The organism is Nonomuraea coxensis DSM 45129 (genome assembly GCF_019397265.1).
Taxonomy (GTDB): Bacteria; Actinomycetota; Actinomycetes; order Streptosporangiales; family Streptosporangiaceae; genus Nonomuraea; species Nonomuraea coxensis.
Window position 1 is genome coordinate 179,016 of the sequence record NZ_CP068985.1, and the last position, 14,079, is coordinate 193,094.

Consider the following 14,079-nt stretch of genomic DNA (forward strand, 5'->3'; position numbering starts at 1 on the left):
GGCGCTCGTTCGATAATGAGGGCCGGGATGACCGCCGTTGATACGGAGTTGTCGTGATGGGCTATGTGGTTGTCTGGGGTCAGTTGCTGGTGCTGGGGATCTTCCTGGTCTCCCTGATCGGCAAGGTTCGCAGCCGTCAGGCGTTCCGGGAGTTCGTCACGGCGACCGGCACGCTGCTGGCCGTGGGACCGGGGCGGGCACGATGGCTCGGCCTGCTCGCGGTGGCGGCGGAGGCGGCGATCGTGGTGCTGGTCGCCGTACCGGTCACCGCGTCCGTGGGGTTCGCCCTGGCGGCGGTCACGCTCGGTGGGTTCGGTTACGCGCTGGTCCGCGCCCTGAGGCGGGAGAAGGCGGCACCCTGTCACTGTTTCGGCGCGTCGGAGACGCCCGTCGGGAGGCATCACGTCATCCGCAACCTGGTGTTGATCGTGGCGGCTCTGGCGGCGCTGGGTGCGACGTTCGCCGGGACGCCGGGCGGCGTCGAGGTCCCGGGGGTGCTGATCGCCGCGGCGGCGGCGTCGGTCTGCGTGCTGGTCGTCGTGCGCCTCGACGACATCGCCGAGCTGTTCCGTCCCGTCGCCGTCAGGCGTTGACGGGTCCGCCCGGCGTTCCCGGCGACATGCCGCGGTGCACCACGCCGAGCAGGTGCTCGGCGGTGATGTACCCCCAGTGCCGGGAGTCGGCGCTCCGCGCCCGGTTGTCGCCCAGCACCACCAGACATCCATGAGGTACGCGGTCGTCGCGCGGGTCGACGGCCGCCCGTACCTCCGCGGGCACCGGATCCCCTCCCACCGCGACCACCCGCTTGACCAGCCAGGGCCCGGCGTCTCCCGGCTGACCGGGCCAGGACGGTCTGCGTGCCACCATCACCTGCCCGGTGCGGACCTCCGGCAGCGGCACCCGGCGCACCAGCACCCTGTCCCCGTCCCGTAGGGCCGGCTCCATGCTGGGCCCCTCGACCGTGACCACGACCAGCCGCCGGCGTACCCAGAGCCAGAGCGCGACCAGCGTGGCGCAGACCGCCGGCACGACCGCGGTCATCCCGGCGCCGCCGCGGGCAACTCGTCGGCGTACCCCCGGGCCTGAAGGGAGAACAGCCGGGCGTACACGCCCTGCCGTGCCATGAGCTCGGCGTGCGTCCCCGTCTCGGTCACCACGCCGTCCCCGAGCACGACGAGGCGATCGACGTCGCGCAGCGTCCCCAGGCGGTGGGACACCAGCAGGCTCGTACGGTCTCCGCGGTACGCGCCGATGCTCGCGTGTATCCGCGCCTCGGCCTCGGCGTCCAGGCCCGAGTTCGGCTCGTCGAGGATGAGCAGGTCCCGGTTCTCCCGCAGGAACGCTCTGGCCAGCGCCAGCCGCTGCCATTGGCCGCCCGAGAGGGTGACACCGCTTCCCGCGCCGCCGTCCTCCGTGCCGTCGTCGTCCTGATCCTGCGGGAACATCCTGCTGAGCAGGGTGTCGTAGCCCCGGGGCAGCGACGCCGCCAGGCGATCGATCCCGGCGCGGCGGGCGGCGTCCTCGATCCTGGACCGGTCGTGCAGCACGTTCAGGTCGCCGAGGCCGATGTTCTCCCGCACGGTGAGGTCGTAGGCCATGTAGTCCTGGAAGACCGCGCCGACCCGCTCCCGCAAGGTCGCCGGCGCCACCTGGCGCAGGTCCACCCCGTCCCACAGGATGACGCCCCGCGTCGGGTCGTACAGCCGGCACAGCAGCTTGACGAGCGTGCTCTTGCCCGCGCCGTTCACGCCCACCAGCCCGACCGACTGCCCGTGGGGGATCGTGAAACTGACGCCGCGCAGCACCCAGTCGTGCTCGTCGGAGTAGCGGAACCACACGTCCCGGAACTCGATGCCCCGGCGCAGGGCGGGGAGCCGGGCCGGCGGATCGGCGACCGGCAGGTCCGGTGCCGCGCGTACCACCCGCAGGTAGTGGTCGAAGAGCAGGAGCTCCTGGTGCACGCGGGCCAGCTGCTGGATCAGGCCGGTCAGCGCCGCCTGCACGCCGGCCACCGCCGCCACGAACATCACGATGTCGCCCGCCGTCAGGGCGCCCCGGCCGGCCGCCAGCACGGCCCAGACCAGTCCGGCGCCGGCCACCCCGGCGCCCAGCAGCCCCAGCCCGCTCTGGACCGCGGCCTCGCGGCGGTCCGTCCTTCGGCGACCTCTACAGGGTGTCACCCGCGTTCCGCGACCAACACGATGGGACGCCCACCGGGAAGTACGCGAAGACAGACCTCTCGTGGCAGCTCTGGCTCGGAGAGGACCAACTGGTACGCAGGGTCCGGACCTCCTGGCGGGAACAGCTCGGCAAGCGCTCGATCTCCCACGTCGTCGACGCCCGCCTGACTGGCTGGGGCGCCAAGACCGACATCGCGGCCCCCTCCGCAGACGAGACAGCGGGACGGGACGATTGGAAGAATTCTCCCTCCTGAACCTCCCCGCCGAGCGGTGAGCGCTCTCCTCCTGTAACTGGCACCCCTGACCTTCTGCTTGCAAACGACCGGCCGGAGGCTTCGGATCCATAAGACGGCTCGCCACGGGAGCCGCGCTTCTTGCAGTTGGCCGCCTGATCGATCTTCTCCGGAATGACCGCTTTGATCCCGCGTCGGCGCTGCTCACGATTTTGAAGCGAAGAACGTCGCCGACTCGGGCACCGGTTCACGCGGCGACTTGATCGCCCGGCTGTTCCTCGCTTCACCATGCCGCTCCTTGACGTCGGGAGCCTGAAAAACGTCGATGTGATGATGAACTAACCCGCTGGTGGCGTAGTCGATCAGAGAAAACGCTTGCCAATGGCGGATTGTCGCCTGAGCGAAAGGTGATCCTGAGTGACATCTTCACCCGGCATGCTCCTGATTTTCGGGTCGGCAAACCTGGCGTGCGGCGTCTGGCTCCTGCGCAGGGCACGGCGGTTCCGCGCCCGCGGGGTTCGGGTACCCGGCATGGTCATTGGCCTGGAGAGGAGCCGTGACCCTGACAGCAAGGCGTGTTTCCCCATCTTCCGCTTCACGACCTGCGTCGGCCAGAAGGTCGAGATCACCTCGCGTCACGGCGAGAGCAGGCCTCCGCAACCAGGAGATCGCGTCATGGTCCTTTACGACCCTGAGAAGCCGCGAAATGCTCGTATCGACAGCGGCGGTCAGGACGGTTCCGCTATGGGGAGGTGGGTCGTGGGCATAGGTCTCTTCCTCATCACCCTCGGCGTGCTCACCGCCTTCACCATCATCTGATTCTGGAGCGAACTCTGCGATCTCTGGCTCCGCGGCCATCGTTACCGATCACCTAGGGAGCATTCATGTCCACGATGGTGTTGGTTCACGGTTTCTGGCACGGCGCCTGGTGCTGGAGCGAGGTCGTCCCCCATGTGGTGGCCGGCAGGCGCCTGGCCGTTGCGGTGGACATGGCGGGGCACGGGCTGTACGCCCGGCCGGGTGTGCAGGCGAAGTTCATCGCGGAGGCCGACGCGGCGTTCCCGGACAACCCGACCTCCGTCGTCACGCTCGACGCCTCCCACTCGCCTTTTCTCTCCAAGCCCGGCGAACTGGCCGACATCCTCATTCCGCTCGGACGACACGACGGCAATGGTTGATATCGAAATTCTGTTATCGTCGCTACATGGCTGATCGGGAAGAGGTTCGCCGGCACATCATCGACACCACGACCAAGCTGCTTCGGGACAAGGGCCGCGACGGGGTGACGACGCGCACCGTCAGCGCGGCGGCCGGCGTGCAGGCGCCAACGCTCTACCGCCTTTTCACCGACATGAACGGGCTGCTCGAAGCGGTCGCGGCCGACGGGTTCGAGGGCTACCTCGCCCGCAAGCACAGCCAGATGCTCTCCGACGACCCCGTGGACGACCTGCGCCGCGGCTGGGACACCCATGTCGGCTTCGGCCTGGAGAACCCGGAACAGTACCTGCTCATGTACGGCCGGCCCACTTCGGGGGCGCGCAGGCGCAGCGCCGAGCAGGCGATGGCGCGGCTGCGAGTGCTGGTCGAACGCATCGCCGTCGCGGGACGGCTCTCCGTCGGCGTCGAGACGGCCATGGAGATGGTCCACTCGGCGGGCGTCGGACTCACGCTCAACCTCATCGGCACCCCTCCTGAGGAGCGCGACCCCGCGCTGCCCAGCCGCCTGCGCGAGGCCGTTCTCGCGGCGATCACCACGGACGCGCCAGCAGGCCCGCCGAGCGTGGCTCAGCGGGCCGTGGGCCTGAAGGCTGTCCTCGACGAGGTGCCGGACCTGTACACGCCGGGAGAGCGGGCCCTGCTGGACGAGCTCCTCGACCGAGCCGCGGCCCACGCCCCGGCCCGCTGACCCCCACGCGCGGGGTCAGAGCAGCTTGTCCTGAGTGAAGGGGACATCCCTGAGACGCCGGCCGATGGCGTGGTAGATCGCGTTGCCGATGGCCGCGGGCACTCCGGTCCCGGGCGTCTCGCCGAATCCGCGGATCCCGGCCAGCTCGGCGTCCGGTTCCGGCCGCTCCACGAACAACGCCTCCACCGACGGCGCGTCCGCGCAGACCGGGACCAGATAGGTGGACAGGTTCGGGTTGACCACCCGCGCGGTGTTCGGGTCCACCATCGTCTGCTCCATCAGCGCGAAGCCGAGCCCCCACATCACCCCGCCGATCACCTGCCCGCGCGCGGTCCGGCGGTTGAGCACCCGGCCCAGGTCGTGCGCGGTCACCACCCGGGTCACGCGCAACCTGCCCAGGGTCGGCTGGATCCGTACCTCCAGGAACACCGCGCCGAACGAGTGCCCGGGCGTGGTGTTCTGCTTGTCGCCGGTCACCTCGACGGAGCGGCCGTGGCGGGTCATGACCGCCCGGTAGGTGTCCCTGCGGTCGCGGTCGCCCCGGGCGAACAGCCGGCCGTCCTCGGCCACGACCTCCTTGGCGGGGACGCCGTGCAGCGGGGAGCGCGGGTCGGCGACGGCGAGCGCGATCACGGCCTCCCGCGCCTTCGCCGCCGCCTCGGCCGCCGGGGCGGCCACGCTGGGCATGGTGGACGACCCCGCCGACAAGGAAGCGTCGGGGTAGGCGGTGTCGCCCAGCAGCGTGGTGACGTGGCCGAGCGGCATGCCGAGCCCTTCGGCGACGATCTGGGTGAGCACGGTGTAGGTGCCGGTGCCGATCTCCTGGGTGGCGGCCCGCAGCGTCGCGCGCCCGCCGGGGCCGATGGTGAGGTGAGCCTGAGACGGGATGACGCCGTGCGTGTGGGTCTCGGTGGCCATGCCCCAGCCGACGTACTCGTCGCCGTCCCTGGTGGTGCCAGGCCTGGGGTTGCGCCGGGCCCAGCCGAACGCCTCGGCCGCGGCCCGGTAGCACTCCAGCAGTCGCTTGTCGGCGTACGGTACGGGGGGATCGGGCTGCTGGTCGACCTCGGTGTGGTTGCGTATCCGGAGCTCCACCGGGTCGATGCCGAGCTCGTAGCTCAGCTCGTCCATGGCGGTCTCGAGGCCGAAGTGAGCGGTCGTCTCCGGCGAGCGCATGTAGCTCGACGTCGGCAGGTCGAGCCGCACACCCATCTGCCGCGCGTGGACGTTCGGGCAGGCGTACAGGCGCAGGGTGGAGTCGCTGCCGTTGTAGATGTTCTCGTCGACGCGGGTCACCTGAGCGGTCGAGGCGCTGACGATGGCGGTCAGCGCGCCCTGCCGGGTGGCGCCGAGCCGGAGGTGGTGGCGGTACTCGGCGCGGTGACCGTTGGACGTGTACATCTGCGCGCGGGACAGCACCAGCTTCACCGGCCGGCCGCAGAGCCGCGCCGCCGCCGCGGTGAGCAACGTGTGCGGATAGGTGGGGCCCTTGGCGCCGAAACCACCGCCCAGGTAGGGGGAGACGACCCTGACGCTCCCCTGGGGCCGGTCGAACGCGATCTGGACGGTGTTGCGGGCGAAGACCACGCCCTGGGTGCTCTCGTACAGGGTCAGCGTGCCGTCGTCCTCCCAGACGGCGGTGGTGGTGTGCGGCTCGATCGGGTTGTGGTGGTGCATCGGGCTGCTGTAGGTCTGGTCGATGCGTACCGCGGCCTGCTGGAACGCCGCGGCGGCATCGCCGCGGCCGAGTTCGTTGGGCCTGCCGCGGAAATCATCCGGCACGAACGCCTCGTCGAGCGCGTCCGCCACCCGGGCGACCGGATCCTCCGCCTGATAGCGCACCTTCACCAGGTTGGCAGCCTCCTGTGCCTGCTCCAGGGTCCCGGCCACGACGTACGCGACGGGCTGCCCCTGGTGGTGCACCCGCGTGTCCTGCAGGGGGATGAAGGGCCTGTTGTACGGGAAGCCCGGCAGGTTCAGCCGCGGCATGTCGGCGTGGGTGTAGACGGCGACAACGCCGGGATACGCGAGCGCCGCCCTGCGGTCGATCTCCAGAACCTCGCCGCGGGCGATCGTGCTCATCACCAGGACGCCGTGCAGCACACCGGGCACCTCCTGGTCCGCGGCGTAGCGGGCCGCGCCGGTGACCTTCGCCCGGCCGTCCACCCGTGCCACGCCCTGCCCCACCAGTCCGCTCATCGAAGCCCTCCCAGCTCGCTGAGGATGTGTACCAGCGCCCGCTGGACCAGCTCGACCTTGAATCCGTTCCCCTCGTACGGTTCCGCGTCCCTGACCAGGAGCCGGCCCGCCTCGTGGATCGCCTGCCGGGTGAGCGGCCGGCCCCGCAGCGCCGCCTCGACGCGGGTGTCCCGCCACGGGCGGGTGCCCACGCCTCCGAACGCCAGCCGTACGTCCCGTACGACGCCGCCTCCCGTCCGCAGCGCGGCCGCCACCGACACCACCGCGAACTCGAACGTGGCCCGGTCGCGCAGCTTCAAGTAGCGCGACTGCCTGCCGGCGGTGCGCGGCACGTCCACCCTGGTGATCAGCTCACCCGGGCGCATCGCGGTCTCCCGGTCCGGCGTGGACCCGGGGAGGAGGTAGAAGTCGGCGATGGGGACGGCGCGCTCGCCGCCTGGACCGAGCAGGCACACGGTCGCGTCCAGGGCGGTCAGCGCCACCGCCAGGTCCGACGGATGCGTGGCGATGCAGTGCCCGCTGCCTCCCAGGATCGCGTGTCCCCGGTTCTGCCCGGTGATCGCCGGGCAGCCGCTGCCCCGTACCCGCTTGTTGCAGGGAGAGGCCGCGTCCCGGAAGTACCCGCACCTGGTGCGCTGCAGCAGGTTGCCGCCGATCGAGGCCATGTTGCGGACCTGCGGGGACGCCGAGGCCAGCAGCGCCTCCGACAGCACCGGGAACTCCCGCCGCACCCCGGGGTGCTCGGCGACCTGCCGCATCCGGGCCGCCCCTCCTATCCGCAACGAGCCGGAGCCGACGGTGATCCTGCCGAGGTCCAGCCGGTTGACGTCGATGAGGTGGTCGTGGGCCTGCGCACCGTCGCGCATCAGGTTCAGCAGGTCCGTGCCGCCTGCCACGAACGTCGAGTTGGAGATCTCCGCGGCCATCCGCACCGCCTCGACCGGATCGCGCGCGACCGTGTAACCGAAGGCCCTCATCGCCGCACCTCCTTCGCGGCGTCGGCGACGGCGGCGACGATGTTCTGGTACGCCGCGCACCGGCACAGGTTGCCGCTCATCCACTCGCGGATCTCCGCCTCCGAACCCGCATGCCCCTCGTTGATGCAGGCCACGGCGGACATGATCTGACCGGGAGTGCACGCGCCGCACTGGAAGGCGTCGTTCCGGATGAATGCCTCCTGTACGGGGTGCAACTCCTCTCCCCGCGCCAGCCCCTCCACAGTGGTGATCTCGGCCCCCGGCCGCATCACGGCCAGCGTCAGGCACGACTTGACCCGCTCGCCGTCGACCAGCACCGTGCACGCCCCGCACTCGCCCCGGTCACAGCCCTTCTTGGTGCCGGTCAGGCCGAGCCGCTCCCGTAACGTGTCCAGCAGCGTCACCCGGGGCTCCAGGACGACCTTGCGCAGCCGCCCGTTGACCGTCATGGGGACCTCCACCGACGACCCAGGAGCGACGGCGTACGCCTGAGCGGCGGCGGCCGGGGCAGTGGCGGCGGCGGGAGCGACGACGCCCGTAGCGGCCACGGCCGTTCCCGCCGCGACGGCCTTGAGCACCGTACGGCGGCTGGGCACGGGCGTGTCGAGCAGTCGCCGACGCACCTCGGCGATCCTCGCGCCCGCCTCCGGGTCCGGGTCGTCAGTGAGGTCGAACGAGGTGAACTCCTCGACCAGCGGCCGTACGATCCGATCGGCGTGCCGGCTGGCGGGGTGAGTCAGGAACTCGCGACAGGCGGCCAGGTCCTCGACGACGAAGACGGCGCCCCACTCGTACTCGCCACTGGAGTCCCGGCCGACCAGGAAGAAGGTCACCGACGGGACGGTCCGTCCCTGGTCGCGCAGGCTGTCGAGGGCCTTCGTCCGTTGTTCCGGTGGCACATCCGGTCTGAAGGTGAATCTGCTGCCATGGAAGATCATCATGCTCCTTCTCCGTACGGAACCGGCGCAGCGACAGGGCCAGGCCCCTGGCCCCGCGAGCTTCCTCCGGCCGCACGCCGGTGACCGGATGACATGTAATCAATGGAAACAGTATTTCGTTAACGACGATATAGTCAAGATGCTGATAACGGAAAAACGTTAACGGTGATATCGCCGGCCTTCCGGCACGGCATCACCTCCCTGCCGTGACAGGGCATCAGTGAAGGGGGCCGAGGTGTGGTCTTCTCGCCCTGGACCAGGCCCAGCTCGTGAGCCCGTACACCGGCCAGGAACCGTGACTCGGCGCCGAGTGCGGCCATCGGCTCGGCGACCTGTGCGGTGTGGACGGCGCGGCCCGGCTCGGCCACGCCGACCCTTCGATCACGCTCCGGGTCCATGCCCACGTGATCCGTTCAGCGGAAGCCGCGACGGCGGATGTCTTCGCTCGCTCGATCGACGACCAGGAGCCCGGTATGAGCAGCCCCGTCAGCAAGATCCCAAAATCGTCCTGACAAACACGAAGGCCCGCTCCCAGGAACCCCTGGTGGCGGGCCTTTCTGCTGTGCGCGGCCGGAGGTACTCGAAACCCCAACCTTCTGATCCGTAGTCAGATGCTCTATCCATTGAGCTACGGCCGCTCGCTGCGTAAGCAAGCATAGCGGGTTTCGGGGAGTGCCTCGAACCATAAACGGCGATCTCGTGTCCCCCGAAGGCGTTCAAGCAGGTCAGCGGCGTGGTCGAGGGGATGATCACACGTGTCGGCGAAGGGGGATACGCCGAAGGATGTACGGGACGAAGGGTCGCAGGCAGGAGGGCCGGGGTGGCGGTGAGGTGGTGGGATGGGGGGATGAGGCGGACGGTGTGGGGGGCTGGGCTGGCGTTCGGGGTGGGCGTGTTGCTCATCGCGGGCGGGGCGCGGCTCGATCGCGGGGTGCCCGAGTGGGTGCTGGTGGTGCCGTTGGCCGTCGCGTGTGCGGGGGTGCTGGTACGGCGGCGGGCGCCGGTCGTCTCCCTGGGGCTCGGGGTGGTGGCGGTCGGGCTGGACGCGCTGGTGGGGCCGTCGCTGGGGACGGTGCTGGTGTTCACCGACAACCTGTACGCGGCCACGCTGTACGGCCCGGCCCGGCTGGCGCGCGGGCTGCTGGCGGTGACGGCGGTGCTGGCGGTCGCGGCCGGGGCCGGGGCGGGGTTCTGGGCGGCGGACTGGCGGCTGCTGGCGGTCATCGGGGTGCAGGCGGCGCTGGTGCTGGTGACGCCCGTGCTGACCGCCCTCGTCGTACGCGAGCAGCGGGACCGGGCGGCGGTCGAGCGGGTACGCGCCGAGCAGGTGGCGCGGCTGGCGGAGCTGGACCGGCGGGCGGCCATCGCCGCGGAGCGGACGCGGATGGCGCGCGAGCTGCACGACCTGATCGCCAACCACTTCAGCGCCATCGCGATCCAGTCCACGGCCGCGCTGTCGCGGACGGATCTCGACCCGGGGACGGTGCGGAAGATCATGGAGTCCGTACGGGAGAACAGCGTCGAGGGGCTGGCGGAGATGCGGACCATCATCGGGCTGCTCAGGGAGGACGACGCCGGGGACGGCGAGCGGCCGGGGAGTGAGGCGGTGCGGTTGCGGCTGGCCGACGTGGAGGTGCTGGTGGAGCGGGTCGTGGCGGCCGGCATGAAGGGTTCGTCGCGGGTCGAGGGACCGGTACGTGAGGTGCCCGCGGCCGTCGACCTCGCGGGCTACCGGATCGTGCAGGAGGCGCTGACGAACGCGCTCAAGCACGGGGAGTCGCCGGTCGAGCTGGTGGTCTCGTACGAGGTGGGCCGGGTGGTCCTGCGCGTCAGGAACGCGGTGGGCGACGAGCGGCGGGCGCTGCCCGGGGCGGGGGCGGGCCTGGTGGGGATGCGGGAGCGGGCCGCGCTGGTGGGCGGGTCGTTCGAGGCCGGTCCGTCCCCGGCGGGCCCGCCCGGGTCCGGACCGGGGTGGGAGGTGGTGGCGGCGCTGCCGACGGAGGAGCGCCGCCCGGTGGCCACGGAGGGCGTGGGCGGGCTGTCGTCGCAGGTCGTCGGCCTGATGTTCCCGCGGGGAGCCGGCTCATGATCCCGCCGGTGCGCGTGCTGGTGGCCGACGACCACGCCGCCGTCCGTGCGGGGATCGTGCTGATCCTGGGCGGCGCCAGGGACATCGAGGTCGTCGGCGAGGCCGGCGACGGGGAGCAGGCCGTGGCCATGGCCCGCGAGCTGCGCCCGGACGTCGTGCTCATGGACGTCCGCATGCCGCGTCTCGACGGCATCTCGGCCACCCGCGAGCTGGCGGGGGTGAGCGACGTGCTGATCCTGACGACGTTCGACCTCGATGAGTACGTCTTCGGCGCGCTCCGCGCGGGCGCGGCCGGTTTCCTGCTCAAGAACACCGACGCCGAGTCCCTGGTCGAGGCGGTGCGCGTGGTCGCCCGCGGCGACGGCCTCATCTCGCCGTCCGTCACCCGCAAGCTGATCGCCGCCTTCGCGGCGGCGTCGGGGAGGGCGGCGAGGAGCCGGGTCCCGGGCGAGCCGCGGCCCGGCGGGCGGGAGCCGGAGGGCCTGACGCCCCGCGAGCGCGAGGTCCTGGCGTGCGTCGCCCGCGGCCTGTCGAACGCCGAGATCGCCAGGGAGCTGGACATGGCGGAGGCGACGACGAAGACGCACGTCAGCCGCCTGCTCGGCAAGCTCGGGCTGAAGAGCCGCGTCCAGGCGGCCATCTACTACTCAGAGGGCATTTAGCACCGTAAGGTGAGCGAGGTGAACATGCCCCCGCCGCCGCCACCTCCCCCGCCGTTCCCGCCGCCTCCTCCGCACGGGCAGGGGCCGGAGCCGCGGAACACCGGGGTGATCGTCGGGCTGGCGTTCGCGGGGCTCTTCGGCTATCTCCTGATCAACTTGTTCGTCGGCATCGTGGCCATCAGCGTGGCGCACACGGCGGCGATCGCGGTCGGGGCCGGGTTCCTGGCGCTGCTGGGGCTCGGGGCCGGGGTGACGTTCCTGCTGCTGCGCAAATCCTGGTCGATCGGGCTGGGGCTCGGGCTGATGATGGGGTGGGCCCTGATGTCGATCGTGTCCGCGGGTTACTGCACCGGGCTCAACCCCGGCATGTACACCTGACGACCCGCCGATGCCCCCCTACCATGAGATCTTCGTCGGCCTCGGCGTGCTGGCGGCGTCCGTCGTGTTCGTCCGCGAGGCCCGCCGCAGGGGCGCGCTGAACGAGCACTCCCTCGTCGCCGTCACCGGCGCCCTGGTCGGCGGCGCCATCGGCATGCGGCTCGCGGGCTGGCTGGAGACCCTCGATCTCAAGGACCTCTGGCTGTACGGCTCCCGCAGCATCCTCGGCGGCCTCACCGGCGCCTACGTCGGCGTCCTCGTCGCCAAGCGGATCAGCGGCTACCGCGAGCGCACCGGCGACCTGTTCGCCCCGGCCGTCGCGCTCGGCATGGCGATCGGCCGCATCGGCTGCCACCTCACCGAGGCGCCCGGCCGTCCCACCGGCCTGCCCTGGGGCGTGCACGCCCCGCCGACGACGCCCGAGTGTCCGGGCTGCCTGACCGGCGCGGCCATGCACCCGTCGTTCCTGTACGAGATCGTCTTCCAGCTCGCCGCGTTCGCCGCGCTCATGTGGGCGCGCGGGCGGCTGACGCGGCCGGGGGAGCTGTTCACGCTCTACCTCGCCGGTTACGCGGCCTTCCGTTTCCTGGTGGAGTTCACCCGGGCGAACGAGACGCTGTGGCTCGGCCTGACCGGGCCCCAATGGTTCCTGGCGGCCGGCCTGCCGCTGCTCGCGGTCCGGGTGGGGCTCGGTCACCGGCGGGGCTACTACGATCCCCTCATCTCTCGAAAGGTCAGGTCATGAGCGCAGGGATGAGCCTCCGGGGCGACCGCATCCTCAGGTACGTCAACGCCTTCTGCCCCCACTGCCACGGCCGCGACCTGGACCGCGTCGAGAGGCTGAGCGGCTACCTCGCCGAACGTGACGGCAAGGTGTGGCTGGAGCGCGGCTGCCGCGAGCACGGCTTCGTCCGCACCCTGTACGACGAGGACCCGGAGATCCTCGCGTACCTGGAGGAATGGACCGCTCCCACCAAGCAGCACATCCCGGACGTCCAGGGCAACTTCGCGCCGATCCCGCTCGCCTACCTCGACGGCCTCCCCGAGACGCAGACCCAGCACACCTGCATCCTCCTGGAGGACATCGCCGAGACCTGCAACCTGCGCTGCCCGACCTGCTTCGCCGGCAGCTCGCCCGACCTGTCCGGGGTCGTCCCCGTCCCCGACGTGCTCGCCAACGTGGACCAGCGGCTCGCCCGCGAGAACGGCAAACTCGACGTGCTCATGCTGAGCGGCGGCGAGCCCACCCTCCACCCCGAGCTGAAGACGCTGCTCGCCGAGCTGACCGCGCGCCCGATCACCCGCATCCTCATCAACACCAACGGCGTGCTCGTCGCCAGGGACGACTCCCTCCTCGACCTGCTCACCGAGCACCGGGAACGGGTGGAGGTCTACCTCCAGCACGACGGCGTCTCGGCCGAGGCGTCCAGGCACCACCGCGGCGGCGACCTGCGTCAGCTGAAGGCCCAGGCCCTGGCCCGGCTGTCCGAGCGGGAGATCTTCACCACGCTCGTCATGACGGCCGCGCTGGGCGTCAACGACGGCGAGATCGGCGACGTCGTACGCCTCGCGCTCGACACCCCGTACGTGGGCGGCGTCTCCCTGCAGCCCCAGTTCGGCTCGGGCAGGTCGGGCGCCATCGACCCGATGGACCGGCTCACCCACACCGGCGTGCTCAGGCGCCTCGGCCCGCAGACCGGCGGCCTGGTGACCTGGCGCGACCTCACCGCACTGCCCTGCTCCCACCCGCACTGCTGCTCGGTCGGCTACCTGCTGCGCGACGACGCCGGCCAGTGGCGTTCGCTGACGGCGCTCATCGGCCACGACCGGCTCAAGGCGAACCTCGGCCTGGTCTCCAACCGCATCGCCGACAGCGAGATCCCGCGCGAGCTGCGCCTCGCCGTCCAGGAGTCGCTGCTCGGCCTGCTGTCGGAGCAGTCGTCGCTGTCACATCCGCAGGTGGGCGACCTGTGGCGGAACATCTGCGAGAACTGCGACCTCGGCATCTCCACCCTGCTCACCCTCGCCTCCTCGGCCCTGCCGGGCCGGCGCAGGAAGCTGCGCCGGATGCTGGCCGAGCGGGTGGTGCGGATCACGGTCAAGCCGTTCATGGACGTCTCCACGATGATCGAGGAGCGCCTCACGCAGTGCTGCGTGCACGTCGGCACGAGGAACGGCGAACGCGACCAGTGCGCGCCGTTCTGCGCCGTCCAGGCGTGGCCGCAGCTCTCCCGGCAGCGCCTGTCGCTGGTGGCCCGATGAGCGCGCGGCCGGAGGAGAAGGCGCCGTACGATCCGCTGCGGCTGTGCGTGTACGCCACGGTCGCGCTGCTGGCGTGGCTGCTCGGGCCGTGGGCGGTGCTGGGGTTCGCGGCGCTGGGGTTCGCGGGCTACTGGAAGGCGCGGCGGGCCGGGCTCACCCGGAGCAAGTGCCTGCTCCGGGACACCCGGCTGGTGCTGGCCTACCTGGGGCTGCTGGCCGCCGTCGCGGTTGTGGCGATCGTCACGTGAGACGACC

The 14,079-nt window shown here is 71.2% G+C and carries 15 protein-coding genes, 1 tRNA gene and 1 pseudogene; 10 read left to right on the forward strand and 7 right to left on the reverse strand.

Annotated features, from left to right (window positions below; translation table 11 throughout):
• Positions 1 to 56 precede the first annotated feature (56 nt).
• On the forward strand, positions 57 to 593 hold the full coding sequence (locus Nocox_RS00865) for a MauE/DoxX family redox-associated membrane protein (protein ID WP_026214166.1): 537 nt from the start codon (positions 57 to 59) through the stop codon (positions 591 to 593).
• On the opposite strand, the gene Nocox_RS00870 is transcribed toward Nocox_RS00865, so the two are convergent.
• Both Nocox_RS00870 and Nocox_RS00875 read right to left on the reverse strand, forming a co-directional pair.
• Entirely contained in the window at positions 583 to 1,041 is a 459-nt protein-coding gene (locus tag Nocox_RS00870; protein WP_020542406.1) for a S26 family signal peptidase, read from the reverse strand. The genes Nocox_RS00865 and Nocox_RS00870 overlap by 11 nt on opposite strands.
• Complete coding sequence (locus Nocox_RS00875; protein WP_246649715.1) at positions 1,038 to 2,180, reverse strand: ABC transporter ATP-binding protein; 1,143 nt, start codon at positions 2,178 to 2,180, stop codon at positions 1,038 to 1,040. The genes Nocox_RS00870 and Nocox_RS00875 overlap by 4 nt, the downstream gene beginning before the upstream one ends.
• A gap of 668 nt (positions 2,181 to 2,848) precedes the next feature.
• Between Nocox_RS00875 and Nocox_RS00880 the strand changes: the two genes are divergently transcribed.
• The 3 genes from Nocox_RS00880 to Nocox_RS00890 all read left to right on the forward strand — a co-directional run bounded on the left by Nocox_RS00880 (position 2,849) and on the right by Nocox_RS00890 (position 4,319).
• Complete coding sequence (locus Nocox_RS00880) at positions 2,849 to 3,232, forward strand: DUF3592 domain-containing protein (protein ID WP_020542408.1); 384 nt, start codon at positions 2,849 to 2,851, stop codon at positions 3,230 to 3,232.
• Between the two features lie 65 nt (positions 3,233 to 3,297).
• Positions 3,298 to 3,591 carry an alpha/beta fold hydrolase gene (locus Nocox_RS00885; protein ID WP_020542409.1) on the forward strand — a complete coding sequence of 98 codons (294 nt, stop codon included), beginning with the start codon at positions 3,298 to 3,300 and terminating at the stop codon, positions 3,589 to 3,591.
• A gap of 26 nt (positions 3,592 to 3,617) precedes the next feature.
• Positions 3,618 to 4,319 carry a TetR/AcrR family transcriptional regulator gene (locus tag Nocox_RS00890; protein ID WP_020542410.1) on the forward strand — a complete coding sequence of 234 codons (702 nt, stop codon included), beginning with the start codon at positions 3,618 to 3,620 and terminating at the stop codon, positions 4,317 to 4,319.
• Positions 4,320 to 4,334: 15 nt separating this feature from the next.
• Here the strand turns inward: Nocox_RS00890 and Nocox_RS00895 are convergent, their stop codons facing one another.
• The 5 genes and pseudogenes from Nocox_RS00895 to Nocox_RS00910 all read right to left on the reverse strand — a co-directional run bounded on the left by Nocox_RS00895 (position 4,335) and on the right by Nocox_RS00910 (position 9,071).
• On the reverse strand, positions 4,335 to 6,518 hold the full coding sequence (locus Nocox_RS00895; RefSeq protein WP_026214168.1) for a xanthine dehydrogenase family protein molybdopterin-binding subunit: 2,184 nt from the start codon (positions 6,516 to 6,518) through the stop codon (positions 4,335 to 4,337).
• A complete protein-coding gene (locus tag Nocox_RS00900) occupies positions 6,515 to 7,495 on the reverse strand; it encodes an FAD binding domain-containing protein (protein ID WP_020542412.1) in 981 nt (326 codons plus the stop codon). Before Nocox_RS00900 ends, Nocox_RS00895 begins: the two co-directional genes overlap by 4 nt.
• Positions 7,492 to 7,944, reverse strand: a complete 453-nt coding sequence (locus Nocox_RS42695) for a (2Fe-2S)-binding protein (RefSeq protein WP_246649827.1) — start codon at positions 7,942 to 7,944, stop codon at positions 7,492 to 7,494. Before Nocox_RS42695 ends, Nocox_RS00900 begins: the two co-directional genes overlap by 4 nt.
• A gap of 273 nt (positions 7,945 to 8,217) precedes the next feature.
• A pseudogene (locus Nocox_RS42700) lies at positions 8,218 to 8,436 on the reverse strand (Dabb family protein); the annotation flags it as partial.
• A 562-nt stretch (positions 8,437 to 8,998) separates the two neighbouring features.
• Positions 8,999 to 9,071 (reverse strand) — tRNA-Arg (locus Nocox_RS00910).
• A 209-nt stretch (positions 9,072 to 9,280) separates the two neighbouring features.
• Between Nocox_RS00910 and Nocox_RS43595 the strand changes: the two genes are divergently transcribed.
• From Nocox_RS43595 to Nocox_RS00940, 6 genes are read left to right on the forward strand one after another with little or no spacing between them, the layout of a single operon-like run.
• On the forward strand, positions 9,281 to 10,522 hold the full coding sequence (locus Nocox_RS43595; protein ID WP_084685510.1) for a sensor histidine kinase: 1,242 nt from the start codon (positions 9,281 to 9,283) through the stop codon (positions 10,520 to 10,522).
• Positions 10,519 to 11,184 (forward strand): response regulator, encoded by a 666-nt coding sequence (locus tag Nocox_RS00920; RefSeq protein ID WP_020542416.1) that lies wholly within the window; start codon positions 10,519 to 10,521, stop codon positions 11,182 to 11,184. The genes Nocox_RS43595 and Nocox_RS00920 overlap by 4 nt, the downstream gene beginning before the upstream one ends.
• A 9-nt stretch (positions 11,185 to 11,193) precedes the next feature.
• Positions 11,194 to 11,562, forward strand: coding sequence for a hypothetical protein (locus Nocox_RS00925; RefSeq protein ID WP_157382952.1), 369 nt, complete (start codon positions 11,194 to 11,196; stop codon positions 11,560 to 11,562).
• A 10-nt stretch (positions 11,563 to 11,572) separates the two neighbouring features.
• On the forward strand, positions 11,573 to 12,307 hold the full coding sequence (locus tag Nocox_RS00930; RefSeq protein WP_020542418.1) for a prolipoprotein diacylglyceryl transferase: 735 nt from the start codon (positions 11,573 to 11,575) through the stop codon (positions 12,305 to 12,307).
• Positions 12,304 to 13,824: a radical SAM protein gene (locus Nocox_RS00935; protein WP_033408673.1), complete on the forward strand. Its 1,521-nt coding sequence runs from the start codon at positions 12,304 to 12,306 to the stop codon at positions 13,822 to 13,824. The genes Nocox_RS00930 and Nocox_RS00935 overlap by 4 nt, the downstream gene beginning before the upstream one ends.
• Entirely contained in the window at positions 13,821 to 14,072 is a 252-nt protein-coding gene (locus Nocox_RS00940) for a hypothetical protein (RefSeq protein WP_020542420.1), read from the forward strand. Before Nocox_RS00935 ends, Nocox_RS00940 begins: the two co-directional genes overlap by 4 nt.
• Positions 14,073 to 14,079: the final 7 nt, after the last annotated feature.

What these genes read in the sequence shown, in the direction of transcription:
- Nocox_RS00865 (WP_026214166.1), top strand. Translation starts at nt 57, where the DNA reads ATGGGCTATGTGGTTGTCTGGGGTCAGTTGCTGGTGCTGGGGATCTTC.
- Nocox_RS00870 (WP_020542406.1), bottom strand. Translation starts at nt 1,041, where the DNA reads ATGACCGCGGTCGTGCCGGCGGTCTGCGCCACGCTGGTCGCGCTCTGG.
- Nocox_RS00880 (WP_020542408.1), top strand. Translation starts at nt 2,849, where the DNA reads ATGCTCCTGATTTTCGGGTCGGCAAACCTGGCGTGCGGCGTCTGGCTC.
- Nocox_RS00885 (WP_020542409.1), top strand. Translation starts at nt 3,298, where the DNA reads ATGTCCACGATGGTGTTGGTTCACGGTTTCTGGCACGGCGCCTGGTGC.
- Nocox_RS00890 (WP_020542410.1), top strand. Translation starts at nt 3,618, where the DNA reads ATGGCTGATCGGGAAGAGGTTCGCCGGCACATCATCGACACCACGACC.
- Nocox_RS00895 (WP_026214168.1), bottom strand. Translation starts at nt 6,518, where the DNA reads ATGAGCGGACTGGTGGGGCAGGGCGTGGCACGGGTGGACGGCCGGGCG.
- Nocox_RS00900 (WP_020542412.1), bottom strand. Translation starts at nt 7,495, where the DNA reads ATGAGGGCCTTCGGTTACACGGTCGCGCGCGATCCGGTCGAGGCGGTG.
- Nocox_RS42695 (WP_246649827.1), bottom strand. Translation starts at nt 7,944, where the DNA reads ATGACGGTCAACGGGCGGCTGCGCAAGGTCGTCCTGGAGCCCCGGGTG.
- Nocox_RS43595 (WP_084685510.1), top strand. Translation starts at nt 9,281, where the DNA reads ATGAGGCGGACGGTGTGGGGGGCTGGGCTGGCGTTCGGGGTGGGCGTG.
- Nocox_RS00920 (WP_020542416.1), top strand. Translation starts at nt 10,519, where the DNA reads ATGATCCCGCCGGTGCGCGTGCTGGTGGCCGACGACCACGCCGCCGTC.
- Nocox_RS00930 (WP_020542418.1), top strand. Translation starts at nt 11,573, where the DNA reads ATGCCCCCCTACCATGAGATCTTCGTCGGCCTCGGCGTGCTGGCGGCG.
- Nocox_RS00935 (WP_033408673.1), top strand. Translation starts at nt 12,304, where the DNA reads ATGAGCGCAGGGATGAGCCTCCGGGGCGACCGCATCCTCAGGTACGTC.
- Nocox_RS00940 (WP_020542420.1), top strand. Translation starts at nt 13,821, where the DNA reads ATGAGCGCGCGGCCGGAGGAGAAGGCGCCGTACGATCCGCTGCGGCTG.